Origin of the sequence: Zobellia sp. 1_MG-2023, assembly GCF_030549125.1 — a bacterium.
Classification (GTDB): domain Bacteria; phylum Bacteroidota; class Bacteroidia; order Flavobacteriales; family Flavobacteriaceae; genus Zobellia; species Zobellia russellii.
The window spans coordinates 663,218-676,696 of the sequence record NZ_JAUOSY010000002.1 but is presented as its reverse complement, the minus strand read 5'-3'; the positions used below and the strand labels follow the sequence as shown (position 1 = coordinate 676,696).

Genomic DNA, 13,479 nt, shown 5'->3' with positions numbered 1-13,479 from the left:
TATGAATAGAAAACAAGAAATATACTATAGCGTTAAAGATGGAAATTTAAAGGAGCTGGAGACTCTTATGAAAGAGGAGCGTAATGTATTTGACGTTCGTCCATATTCCCAAAGTTTACTCTTACATGCGTGCTTATATGAGCAAACAGAAATTGCTTCTTATTTGATTAAAAGGGGATTCGATGTCAATGAAAAGGACAATGACGGATTTACCCCATTGCATGCCTGTGCCGAAAATCACTTAGTTAAGCTTGCGGAGTTGCTATTACAGAATGGCGCGGATGTAGATATCAAAGACTCATTTGGAAATACCCCATTATTAAAAGCAATTCTTCATGCTGACATCAACATAGATGTAATTAAGGTTTTATTGGACTACAGCGCCGACCCTGAAGTAAAAAATAAGTTTGGATCTACCGCCCTTAGTCTGGCACTTAAAATAAAGAATAACACCTTACTAAAATTATTTAACACCAAAAAATGACTTGGGAAAAATAGAAAAAAATACGCAGTCCTGTTCCATGCCTCAACTTCAAATGAGACGTGAACCTTTCTTTACAAAAGAAGGACAGGCTCACTTTTTTTCAAAATCTAATAATACAACATCATCGTTTTTTAGTCCAGCCACGGTACAACCCAAGCTAAGCGTAGGGCAACCCAATGACAAATACGAAGTGGAAGCTGATACTATGGCAGATAAAGTAGTGCAAAAAATAGCAGATGGTAATGCGAAGTCTTTGCATACTACTGTAAACAATAGTATCATACAACCCAAATGCGACGAATGCGAGCAAGAAGAAAACATGCAGGAAAAAGAACTCGAGGAGATACAACGAAAGCCTATTTTTGAAAGTAATGAAGTGCCTCCAGAAGCACATTTGCAAACTAAATGTGGTGCGTGTGAAGAAAAAGAAAAAATTCAATCAAAATCAGAAACCGTTAACAATAATAATGAAGATCTAACGCACCATTTACAAACTAGTAAAGGAGAAGGAACTGCAATGACTCCCACGGTTCAAGAGGAGATGGAAGGCGCTTTCGGGAGAGATTTTAGTCATGTTAGAGTCCATACAGGGAACAAAGCAATTCAAATGAATAGCGCTCTTAATTCCCAAGCTTTTGCTTATGGAAGTGATATTTATTTTAATCAAGGGAAATATGACACTACTAGTGTCAATGGGAAACATCTATTAGCACATGAATTAACGCATACGGTACAGCAGCAGCCTATGCTTCATAAAAGAATTCAACGAACATGTAATCCTCGAAGTTTAAGAACCGAAGTTTTAAGAGATTATTTTGCCGGTGTTGCACCAGCAAATAGGGAGGCAGCGGGCACGGCGGCAAGAGGATTAACCAATGCACAAAAAAGAGCTTTGAGACAACGAATTAACAGTTGTGCTGTAGAAGGGAAAGATGAAATTATTAGCTCTAATAACGTTTCAATAGGATCTGTTGAAAGAAGGTTTAGAACCAGGGTTAACAGAATTTGCGATAGCGGAATACGTAATATTAGAAGATATAGAACTGCTAACAGACAAGAAGCAATAGAACGTACAGATGAGTTGGCTGCTCGAGAAGAAGATTTAATAGAATATAAAAATGTGATTCGTGATGACCTTCTTCTCTGGTATAATTATCAATCATCAGGAGGGAGGGTACAACCTATTTATGATCGTTTAAGGGATATTGGTAATCCTAGCATACGGTATAGTGCAGAGTCCATTGGCAGTGTTAGATATAGTGTTTTCGTACTTAGAATAGCCCGAAATCAAGGAGCGGAAGCATTGATAATAAGAATTTTTGAAGACATTCTATATCGCGGTTTGTGGTTTAAAAAATCGGACCTTAGAACTACAGACCCATCTAGTCCAGGTGCTGGGGGAAATTCTACTGGTGGTGGTGATCAAGGTGAAATGGATCCGGAAGAAATGGCTGAATTGGCTGAATTCTATCAAGAAGTTGAAGATTCAGGTGGCCCTGTGGAAGATCAACAACCTTCTGCGGAATTATTGGAAAGGATTAGGCAAATGTCTGATGAAGAAAAACGTGCTTTTATGGAATTCTATCGGAATGTAGCCACTGATACGGACGAGCCTACTACTTTAAATGAAGCATTAGAACGATACCAAAATCTAAGCGAGGCTGATCGCGAAATAATGCGAACTAATAGAGAATTGGAAAATGAGCCCGAGGAAAGTTCGCCAGTATCAGAGGAGGGTCGTTTACGGTTAAACCTATCCAATCAAAGAGCCGTTCAAGGAGTAAACAATGCGGAAACAGCCAATAGCACTTTAGCTCAAATACAAGCAAATTTACGAACCAATCACTCACAAGAAACGGGGATGTTGGATACAATAAGAGGTGCAAATCCTTTTGGGGAAGAAATGTATCTTTTTTATAATGAAATGGCGATTCTTGATGGCTTATTAATTGGTGCCGGTCAAAAATCTCCACAGATTAGAGAAGTAGCAATTTCCCTGCGTAGAGAGTTAGATAATTTCGATCAGATGATTAACCGAGAAATGATGGAAATTTTGGCAGAACTTGGCATATTACAAGCATTTACATTGGCTACAGAAGGTTTAGGATTGCTTTTTACAGGTGCTAGGATAGCAACCTTGGTAAGACGAATTGATAAATTGAGAAGACTGTACATAAAGGTGAGACAAGTACTTGGTATTTTTCAAACCGTTACAGATGTTATTCAGTTGGTTAGAAATATGGGAGAGGTATACAATACCTTTAAGAGTCAATTTGAACAAAAATTAACACGTTATCGAGCAATTCAGAGAAGAATGGATGAAGTGGACAGCTCTGATGGTCTTGATGAGGAATTTGAAGAATTGCAGGAAGAAATCACCGAACTTGTACAAACTCAATTGGATGGACAGCTGGGAGATCTTTTGGAGAATTTTTATATCACTGAGGAAGATGCCCAAGATGAAGAAAGGTTAATGCAAATATTGATGAATATACCAGCAGGCATTTCAGAACTACAACGATTGTCCGGTAGGTATCGTCAAGCAGAATCTTCTGAAAATCCTTCAGAATCAGCTGAGGTATTGACTGTTATGGCTGTAAATGTGGGATCAAAACTGTATCCTTTAGTCGGGTTTTTAGCAAACCTTGCTAATGAAGAGTTATCCGAAATGAATAGAGAAGTAAGTACTGCTGAAACTTTGCAGAATGCATTTGATAATGTATTAAATGGTAGAGGAAGACGTGGTAGAGGGAGAGATAGAAGAAGTAGCACCGCTAGAAGTAGAAGAAGAGGGGAAAATAGGGGCTTTTTTAACCGTTTTAGACCAAGAAGATATCGTTATGCAACAGGTAGTAGTGCCGATGCATATGGTCCAGGATCAAAAACACTTTGGGGAGCTTTAAACCGAGGAATGGAATGGATGAATAGAGAATTTGAAGGTTTAGATAGTAACCATACTGAAGGAAGTTTCAAAGGTGCGTGGACTAAATGGTGGTTCAGAAGAAAAGCGCGACAAAAGTTAAGAGAATTAAACCGAATACGAATAAGATGGAGAGTATCTGCAACCGAAAGGGGAGGTTCAAGAAGACCAGTGGCTAATCAGATTCCGCCAAGATTTAGAATTCGCTGGCAACTAGGAGGAAGAAGAAACTTATCATTTAAACTAAAACTGAATCCCGTTTCGCGTAATAGAATTATGCAAAATAAATTAGTATATACTGATTTTTCAGGAACTGGAATACGTTTCAATACAGGTGATAGAGATAGAAAACGCGCTTTAGAGAAATGGTTAGAGGATCAGGATTATTTGATTCAGACTATAGGGACAAGAAATTTCATACGACATAATAGTAGAGGTGCAGGTCCTGGTATGGGAGCACGAAGGAGATTCCTACAGATAGAATCTGGAATGATAAAGCAAGATCAAAGATTAAGAATTACCAAACTACATATAGATCGGTTTATAGGAAGAGAAATATCGGATAACCAAGATTTACCTGAAGGATTTTTAATGCAAGCTCAAGGTATTCGCAGAAGAAGAGGCCAACGTACAAATTTACGAGCACATAAACTAGGATTAGATGAAGATGGTAAATTAACTAGGGTAGAAAGAGAAGGATCATATCCTGTTGTACAAACCAGAACACAAATACAAGAACAGGAGAGTGAGCCTATAACAGATCCAGTGGGAATGGTAGATCAAATGTTTGAGGAGGATAATGGAGCCTATATAGCAAGACCAGATTTTAATGTCCAAAGAAGAAGTAGAACGCAATGGTCCAGATTAATTAGAACCAACACCGCATTGCGAAATAGGCCAACAAAAATTAGAGCAATATTAGGAAATGTCCGGTATGCTAGAGCTTTTGGCGATAGTTTAAGAAATAGACATTTGCCTATGCATATGTACGGAGATGATAAAGGACACCTAATTGCAAAACGCTTTGGTGGAAATGATTCATACAACAATCTTGTTCCCATGAATTCAAGAATTAACAGAGTTAATAGACGTGGCACTTGGTATTTTGAAGAAAGTAGCTCTGCAAGAGAATTCAGAAGAGGCCATAAACAAGTAGAGATAGAAATTCAAATCACCTACCCAAATAGAAGAACAAGGCGACCTAGTAGGTTCTCAATTAAAAAGAGATTGTATCACCCTAGAGAAAATCGCTCGGATTCTACTTGGTCAACTTGGCGAAGAATGAGACAATAAAAATTAATTATATGGAAACTTTAAAATCAGCAGACTTTTTAACAGAATTAGGTAACAGATATCTAAAAGATGATCTTTTAATTGAAGCTGTAGCAATATTGGAACTTACCATCTCAAGACACCCGAAACATGCACCAGCATATAGTAGTTTGGGCTATGTACTTATGGAAACAAATAAAGATTTAAAATTAGCGGAGCAACATTTGAATAAGGCAATTGAATTGGATCCTAATTATCATTTTTCTTATACGTACCTATCCAAATTATTAGGATTACAACAACGATTTCCAGAATTGAAAAAACTTTTAAAGAATATGAAAACAGTGCCTAGGTCATATCAAATTCCTTTGATTTTAGAATTAGGTTTTCAAGAGGAATTAAATGGAAATTTTGATAAAGCAATTGAAGTCTATAAGTCTGCTTTAAATCTTGCTAAAGAAATTGATGAAATGGATAACGTTACAAATGCAATGGATAGATGCTTAAATAAAATTGATTTAAACGGTATTTAACAGAATAAAAAAAATAAAATCATGACAACAATCAAAGCGTACACCCCCAGTAAGGCGCATCAATGGAACCGTTTGGTGTGCGATGCGATACATTATGTAAATTTTTCGCCTACCGTAGCAGCTAGAGCTTTAGCAATGGTACATACCGCAATGTATGATGCTTGGACAAACTACAACGATGGTGGATGCGAGGTGAGTACCACTACGGGTAATCGATTAAAACAAGCCGATAGTGAATGCACTACAGAAAATCGCGAAGAAGCCTATAGTCATTCTGCCTACACTGTAGCACAAGCCCTTTTTTGGTGTGCCTTGCCACCAGAAAAGAAAAGCATGTTCAAGGATTTTATGTGCGATTGCGATTATGATCCGGACAATAAAAATTTGAAACCAGACAATGCCGCTGGCATCGGTAACCTAACTGGGCTTTTAGTCCTCGAATGCCGCTTAGGCGATGCCGCCAACCAAAATGCAACCTTACATACCGGGAACTATTCCGATTTTAGTGGAAATTGGCCAGTCAATCCACCCGTGCCACAGGCCATGAAATATGAAGATCGTTGGCAAGCGCAATTGCGGAACCATAAACCGCAGGAATTTTTGACCGCCCATTGGGGCCTCGTCAAACCTTTTGCGCTACGTTGGGGCGGACAGTATAGGCCGCCAGCACCCATAAGCTGCGATAAAAACGATTTCAAAAAACAGGCCGATGAAGTCTTGCAGTATAGTGCCGACCTGAGCGACGAACAGAAACTGGTCGCAGAGTTTTGGGCGGGCATGCATGAAGATAAGTTTGTGGATTCGGTAAAAGATGATGTCCTGCGCTGGGCTACGCCACCAGAGCAATCCTGTAGACAAGCCCGCTATTTATCAAAAATGTACGAGCATAAGAACGCCTATGATGTAAAGATGTTCTTTCTTCTTTCAAATGCCCTTCTAGATGCTGGAATAGCTGCTTGGGATTGTAAAGTTTATTACGATTATGTGCGTCCTGTTTCAGCCATCCAAAACTTATATCGAGGAAAAAGCATTACTGCATGGGGAGGCCCTTGTGAAGGTAGCAAAGAGCTAGAAGGAGAAAACTGGCTACCCTACATCCCTACTCCACCCTTTGCCGAATACGTTTCCGGTCATAGCACCTTTAGTGCAGCTACCGAAGAGGTCTTAAGAAGTTTTTGCGGGAACGGAAAATATGGGGAATCAGTTGTTATTCCTAAGGGGGGCTCTCGTATTGAACCCGATTGCACTCCTGCGGAAGATCTTACAATCCACTGGAAAATGCTCAAGGACGCTGCTGACGATGCCGGAATTTCTAGACTCTATGGGGGTATCCATTTTAGAGATGGGGATTTGGAAGGTCGCGAATTGGGAAATAAAGTAGGCTGTGAAGTATGGAACAAGGCGGTGCAGTATTTTAATGGAGAACTGGGGTAGTGAAAGGTAAGAGGTACGAAGTGTTAAGTGTTAAGTAAAATACAGAATAGGGAACTCCGAAATGTCAATTCATGACTTGGACTGGTAAAGTTCTTTCAAGACGATGTAGCGTCAACTTTTAGTTAAAAAGAATCAAATGAAGATAATATCGATAGCAAATTTTAAGGGTGGTGTTGGTAAAACCACTACAGCAATCAACTTGGCCGCTGATCTAAAAAACAGGGGCAAAAAAGTGTTGCTAATCGATGTGGATCCACAGGCTAATCTTACACAATCGGTAGGTTTAACCGATGAAATCGAAAATTCAATCTACACGGTTTTGAGGAAGGAAGCCTTTGGAGAAAAAACAGCCCTGACCGATGCCTTGATAGAGGCCTCTAGCTTAGATATCATTCCTTCTGCCCTAGATCTCGCCAATGCTGAATTGGAGTTGGCCAGCGTATATGGAAGAGAGCAAATTCTTTCCCAGTTGATTGAACCGCTGGAAGCTTATGATTTTGTTTTTATTGACTGCCCCCCTTCCATGGGCATGTTGACCATTAATACCTTGGTAGCCAGCGATTTTGTGCTGATTCCGCTACAGGCAGAATTTTTACCTCTTAAAGGCGCCCGAAATTTTTTAAAACACTTTCAAACGGTCAAAAAAATGAATGAAAATTTGGAGGTGTTAGGATTTGTTTTGACCAAATACGATCAACGGAAACGGATTAACCAACAAATTAAAACGGAACTAGAAAAAGAATTTTCTAAACACAAAGTTTTTAGCACGCACATTCGTATCAATATTGCATTAGCAAATGCACAGGAGCATGGAATGGATATTTTTAGCTATGACAGCAATGCCAACGGAGCTTTAGATTATACCGCTTTGACTACAGAGTTTTTAACCCGCATAAACGGATAACACTAAACAGATGAAAAGTATATTCTCAAACAGACGCAATAAGAGTCCACATAACAACGAAGAAGCGGAAAAGCAAGATGCTTCGTTTTTTGGAAAGGAAAGCAAGACTCCTTTCTTTAATTCTTCCACCAGGACAGCAGTGCAAACCAAGCTGACAGTCGGCCAGCCTGGAGACAAATATGAAAAGGAAGCCGATAGTATGGCAGATGCGGTGGTGAATAAAACGTCGAAACCGGCGATTCAGAACAAGGACATAAGTAGCATTCAAAGGGAGTCGCTCGCTACGCCTCAGGAAGATGAAAAACTAGGCACAGCTGAGCAACGGATGGAAGAGGACAAGTTGGTGCAGGAAAAGCCCGAAATTCAGAGAATGGGCGAAGTTGAGGAAGAAGAAGGTATGGTCAATAAAATGGAAGGCGAAGAGGAAGAAGGCATAGTAAATAAGATGGAGGCACCCGAAGAGGAGGAAATGGTAAACAAAATGGATGCGGAAAAAGAAGAGGAAGAGCCTGTTCAAACGAAGAGTAATGGAGCTTCACAAACGGCTAGTTCAGGGGTGTCACAGCAAATAAAAAGTAAGGCAGGCAAAGGAAAAAGTCTGCCTAAAAATACGAGAGCCGAAATGGAAGCCTCTTTTGGAGTTGATTTTAGTGGCGTAAATGTGCATACCGATCAGGATGCCATTAAGATGAATAAAGAGCTCGGTGCTCAGGCATTTACTCATGGGAAGGACGTGTATTTTAATTCAGGGAAATACAATCCAGATTCATCCGAAGGAAAAAGGTTGTTGGCGCATGAGTTGACCCATGTGGTGCAACAGAAGGGGGCAAAAAAAATCCAAATGCAAAGACGAGGTAGAAGACGAAGACAAAGCAGACAACCCCAACTTAGGTCTTATGTAGTTAGGGACAGACAAATAGGCCTTGGAGGAGCAATTTATGTTTCAAATCTGGCCGTTTTGAAATCTAGATTAATGAGAACTCGAAATGAAGAAGAATGGACGCTAGTTGTCTCAATCCATGGATCACAAGATAGGTTAGCCGCCCAAAGTCCCCCGAATTGGCAACGAAACGCCATATTTTATAACGCCGAGAATATAAATGTATTATTTTCTGCTGATTCAGCTTGGGTTAATTGGCGAGATAGGTATGGACCCACCTCCTTATCTCTGGTTTCTTGCCAAGTTTCGGCAGGTTTTGAAGGTGTATTAATCAATAATTTGACAAGGAATGGGGCTAGGAGAAGGCTACAGTCAGCTCAGGGTTTAGGTGCAGGTTGTAAACCATTGGCAAGGGAAGCATCTTTGGATATTCACTTACGAAACAGGCGGGAATACAATGCTATGAATGATCAAGATCAGCGCACGTTTCGTAATCAACTAATTAGACTCAATCAGAGGTTTGGCTACTTTGGTCGATCCCCAGTACCTGATAATCAAGTATTAGACTTTTTCTTTAATGAAGCGCCTCGGGCGAGATGGATTATTGTTGAGGTGACTCATCATGGATCGCCAACAGGAATCCCTTTTTGGAATAGGAGCACTGGTTCGCAAGCTAGCCGTTTCAAGAGACTCTGTGACCAAGGTGTTGGTAGATTGCGCGGAAGACAATCAGGCGTACCACCAATGAGATCAAATTAAGCAAACTAACAATGAAACTAGTGGAACTAAAATACCTAGAATCCTATATCCAATACCGTTTGGATAGCTATTTTAAGCCAAAAAGCAAAAAAGTGGAGCCCAAAATGCCCCCTTATGCCAAATGGGCAATTTATGTACCCGAGGAGATTAAAAAAGCCAATTTGAGCAATGAAGAAAAGATTTTGTTGCTTTTGGCGATATGCCCGCATATAGATAGTAGTCTATTAGATTGTGTTATTCAAGCCATGCTGGAATCTACCGGTGACTTTCCACAACTGGGCGGCATCCGCGGTAAAAACTTTAGGGGATTTTTACCTACCGGACAGACCGCACTTTTTCTGCTCGCGGGTGATGATTTCAAGAAAAAGCAGCAGATTTATAAATTTTTTGAGCCTGAACATTTTTTTGAAAAATGCCATATTCTTTGGATAGAGGAAGCTCCTGAAGGGGAACCCAAAATGAGTGGTAAACTGGTATTGTCAGATGATTATGAAGATTTAATGTTGCTAGGGCGGATGGGGAAACCAAAATTCAGCATGAAATTTCCCGCAGAACTGATAGCGACCGAAATGGAGTGGAATGATCTTGTGCTAAATGATGAGACCATGAGTCAGGTTCTTGAACTGCAAACATGGGTAACGCATGGGGATACGCTATTGAATGATTGGGGAATGGGCAAAAAAATAAAACCTGGCTATAGGGCTTTATTCCATGGACCACCTGGCACCGGAAAAACTTTAACTGCTAATTTGTTAGGAAAATATACGGGGAAACAAGTGTATAGAATCGACCTATCTATGGTGGTTTCAAAGTTTATTGGAGAAACCGAAAAGAACTTATCTAACCTTTTGGCAAAGGCAGAAAAAACTGGTAACATTCTGTTTGGTGATGAGTGCGATGCCCTCTTTGGCAAAAGAACCAGCGTACGGGATGCTCATGATAAATATGCGAATCAAGAGGTTTCTTATCTCTTGCAACGTATAGAAAATTACCAAGGCCTTGTCATCCTGGCCTCCAATCTTAAAAGCAATATCGATGAGGCCTTCGTAAGAAGATTTCAGTCCATTATTCATTTTCCGCTTCCGAAGGCCGCTGAACGCCTACAGCTCTGGAAAAATGCGTTCCCTTCTAAAGTAAGATTACACGCCGATATTGACTTGGGTAAAATCGCACAGAAATATGAGCTTTCAGGTGCTGAAATCATGAATGTTGTGCAATACGCCTGTCTGTGTGCCTTAAACGATAATAAAAAAACAATACATCCTTCATATATTACAAGAGGGGTTTTGAGAGAATTTCAAAAAAGTGGTCGAATCATGAGATAATAGTATAACGTTAAAATATAGCAATAGTAATTTAAAACAATGAGTCATGGGAAAATTTGAAATTAAAACAGACAATGCCAATCAGTTTAGGTTTAACCTAAAAGCAGGTAATGGCGAGATTATTTTAAGAAGTGAAGGCTATACGACGAAATCGTCTTGTAAGAACGGTATCGAATCGGTTCGTACCAACTCACAAGAAGATTCGAAGTTTGAAAGGAAAACGTCTTCTAGTGACAGTTCCTATTTTAATCTTAAGGCTGGCAATGGGGAAATTATCGGAACCAGTGAAACCTACTCCAGTTCAGCAGCTATGGAAACAGGTATTGTCTCTGTAAAAAGTAATGCACCAAACGCAGCTGTCGAGGATCTTTCATAATGATGCGACCCTGTTTTGTGAAGCGGGTAGATTCATTACCATAAGCTAAAAATTATTGTTAACCACCTAGCCTGCTACTGGCAAAGGTGAACATTGTTATCTGGAGCTTTTCCATCAGAGACTTGAAATTTTGAAATGTGAACACGTCTTTAATGAATCGTCTCGATGACAATATGATTAAAAATGCAAATTGTATCAAACCTAGAATAAAAAAATCATGGAAAGAGATTATGCAATTTTGTCCATTCATCTAAACGAGATTGTACCAGCTTATGAATTTTCGAGATTGACAACTCTGGTTAATGATGTTTATGATACTTTTATATGGATTGAAGATGTAAAAAAGTCAAAAGAAAGACAACATAAGTTTAATCCCCCTAGCGAAGAAGAAAGACTTTATATTGAAAAGGCAGATATAGGCACCCCAAATTTAATTGAATTTATGGGTGTTGCCGAACATTTGATAGAAGCTGTCAAATTTTTGTCCGAGAACTATAATACCTTGTTGACTATTGGAAGCGCGGCATTGATCACCGTAGAAAAATCCAACACTATATTGGGCTTTATGGGCAAAGTAAAGTCATTTTTTAGAAAGCCTCCTAAGAAAGAACAGATGAATACTGTTGAGATTATTGGGCGTAAATATCTAGCCGAAGAACTGATGCACCTGAAACAAGCAAATAAATTGGATGAGGAAACTCTGGAAGAAAAAAACGATTTTATGAATTATGTGAAAAACATTAGTCAGGTTTCCAAAAACATTATCGTTAATGCAAACATTACCATTGTAAAATCAGAATAAGAATAGGGCTAAGTACGCCAGTCTTCTTTGTGGTTTCATTTTCATAACACTTATGGAACATGAGCATAGAGAGTTATGGAATATAAACCTTATTATGTTAATATATATTAAAATTGGGATTAAATAGGCAAGTTTTAAGTTAAAGTCACCTATTGGGTGAGCATAAAAAATGAACCTACGTAAACCCCTATATTCATAATACTCAAGAGATAGGTTCTGGTTTCCCCGGCTCCACAAAATTAAAAAACCACCTAAAAGGGTGGTTTTTTTAACTTTATCTCAGGCGTAACATCTAACTTTGAAGCAAAGGCTGCAAAGTCTCCCATACCGTGTTGGCCACAATTTTATGACCTTCAATGGTAGGATGGATTCCATCGGGCTGATTTAACGCAGCAACACCACCTACATCTTTCAAAATAAAGGGAATAAAACCTATATCATTTTTATCTGCTATATCTATAAAAAGCTGCCTGAATTCCGTGGTGTATTTATCTCCCATATTTGGGGGCAACTGCATACCGGCCAAAATGATTTTGGTATCCGGACTTTTCTCTCGCACTACATCTATTATGCCTTGTAGGTTGGCTCGTGATTCGGATAAGTCTACGCCGCGTAGGCCGTCATTGGCGCCCAGTTCCAAAACAAAAATATCTATATCCTGCTTTATGACCCAATCAATTCGGCTTCTGCCTCCAGCGGTAGTTTCTCCACTCACCCCTGAATTGATTACGGTATAATCCAAGTTTAAGGAATCAATCTTTTGCTGCACCACTCCAGGATAGGCATCATTGCTATCATCAAGCCCATAACCCGCTGTTATACTATCACCGAAAAACAGAATGCGCTTTGTTTCGGTATCTGTTGTTATGGTTTCTTCTACTGCTTCCGAAGTATTCCCTACCTCAGCCGTCTTTTCCTTTTTTGCATCACCACAAGAAAGTAGAAACAGGGCTATAAAAAAATAACTAAACTTTATGAGTTTCCGCTCCAATGACATTGGTAATTTAGAACGGAAATCTTTATTATGCGGCTTGAACATAAATGGTATTTAAATTAAGATCATGTCAAAGATATTAAAGATTACCGGTTTGGAGCGAACCTATACCAGCGGTAACAAGCAATTAACAGTTTTGCACGACATTACTTTTGATGTTGAGAAAGGACAGACTTTTTCAATCGTAGGACCCTCGGGAAGTGGCAAAACAACCTTACTGGGTTTATGTGCCGGTTTGGATGCACCAAATGCAGGTTCTGTAGCGTTATGCGGACAGGATTTAAATACCTTAAATGAAGACGAACGCGCCCAGTTACGTAATAAGGAAGTCGGTTTTATATTTCAGAATTTTCAGTTGTTACCCACATTGACCGCTCTGGAAAATGTGAGCGTTCCACTAGAACTTCAAGGTGCCAAGGACGCAACAGAAAAAAGCAAGAACTTATTGAAAAAGGTGGGCTTAAAAGACCGCTTACACCATTACCCTTCCCAATTATCCGGGGGTGAGCAGCAACGGGTAGCATTGGCAAGAGCTTTTGCCAATTCGCCTTCCATCTTATTTGCTGATGAGCCTACGGGAAATCTAGATACGGAAACCGGTGAGAAGGTCATTCAATTGTTGTTGGACCTGAACAAGGAAAACGGAACCACTTTGGTCATCATTACCCACGATTTAGAATTAGCCAACCGTACGCAACAAATATTGCGCCTTAAAGGCGGAAAAATAGTAACCAATCAACCTACTGCTTCAATTTGATGAATTCTAAATCTAACGAAAGTTTACGAACACCTTGGC

11 protein-coding genes are annotated in these 13,479 nt (G+C 39.6%); 10 read left to right on the top strand and 1 reads right to left on the bottom strand.

The features are described 5' to 3' along the window. Window position 1: 1 nt before the first annotated feature. The 9 genes from Q4597_RS06870 to Q4597_RS06830 all read left to right on the top strand — a co-directional run bounded on the left by Q4597_RS06870 (window position 2) and on the right by Q4597_RS06830 (window position 11,689). Window positions 2–484 carry an ankyrin repeat domain-containing protein gene (locus tag Q4597_RS06870; protein WP_303405426.1) on the top strand — a complete coding sequence of 161 codons (483 nt, stop codon included), beginning with the start codon at window positions 2–4 and terminating at the stop codon, window positions 482–484. A gap of 1 nt (window position 485) precedes the next feature. Next, window positions 486–4,697, top strand: a complete 4,212-nt coding sequence (locus Q4597_RS06865; RefSeq protein ID WP_303405424.1) for a DUF4157 domain-containing protein — start codon at window positions 486–488, stop codon at window positions 4,695–4,697. An 11-nt stretch (window positions 4,698–4,708) separates the two neighbouring features. Further along, the gene (locus Q4597_RS06860; protein WP_303405422.1) at window positions 4,709–5,209 is read left to right on the top strand and encodes a lipopolysaccharide assembly protein LapB; all 501 of its coding nucleotides are present in this window, start codon (window positions 4,709–4,711) and stop codon (window positions 5,207–5,209) included. 21 nt (window positions 5,210–5,230) lie between these two features. Beyond that, window positions 5,231–6,643, top strand: a complete 1,413-nt coding sequence (locus Q4597_RS06855; RefSeq protein WP_303405420.1) for a vanadium-dependent haloperoxidase — start codon at window positions 5,231–5,233, stop codon at window positions 6,641–6,643. 136 nt (window positions 6,644–6,779) lie between these two features. Next, the gene (locus Q4597_RS06850; RefSeq protein ID WP_303405418.1) at window positions 6,780–7,547 is read left to right on the top strand and encodes a ParA family protein; all 768 of its coding nucleotides are present in this window, start codon (window positions 6,780–6,782) and stop codon (window positions 7,545–7,547) included. A 10-nt stretch (window positions 7,548–7,557) separates the two neighbouring features. Continuing rightward, entirely contained in the window at window positions 7,558–9,186 is a 1,629-nt protein-coding gene (locus Q4597_RS06845) for a DUF4157 domain-containing protein (RefSeq protein WP_303405416.1), read from the top strand. 11 nt (window positions 9,187–9,197) lie between these two features. Continuing rightward, window positions 9,198–10,511: an ATP-binding protein gene (locus Q4597_RS06840; protein WP_303405414.1), complete on the top strand. Its 1,314-nt coding sequence runs from the start codon at window positions 9,198–9,200 to the stop codon at window positions 10,509–10,511. Between the two features lie 46 nt (window positions 10,512–10,557). Further along, window positions 10,558–10,887: a YegP family protein gene (locus tag Q4597_RS06835; RefSeq protein ID WP_303405413.1), complete on the top strand. Its 330-nt coding sequence runs from the start codon at window positions 10,558–10,560 to the stop codon at window positions 10,885–10,887. 217 nt (window positions 10,888–11,104) lie between these two features. Beyond that, complete coding sequence (locus Q4597_RS06830; protein ID WP_303405412.1) at window positions 11,105–11,689, top strand: hypothetical protein; 585 nt, start codon at window positions 11,105–11,107, stop codon at window positions 11,687–11,689. Between the two features lie 292 nt (window positions 11,690–11,981). Here the strand turns inward: Q4597_RS06830 and Q4597_RS06825 are convergent, their stop codons facing one another. Further along, entirely contained in the window at window positions 11,982–12,728 is a 747-nt protein-coding gene (locus tag Q4597_RS06825; RefSeq protein ID WP_303405411.1) for an arylesterase, read from the bottom strand. A 22-nt stretch (window positions 12,729–12,750) separates the two neighbouring features. On the opposite strand from Q4597_RS06825, the gene Q4597_RS06820 reads away from it, so the two are divergent. Beyond that, the gene (locus tag Q4597_RS06820) at window positions 12,751–13,440 is read left to right on the top strand and encodes an ABC transporter ATP-binding protein (RefSeq protein WP_303405409.1); all 690 of its coding nucleotides are present in this window, start codon (window positions 12,751–12,753) and stop codon (window positions 13,438–13,440) included. Window positions 13,441–13,479 lie beyond the last annotated feature (39 nt).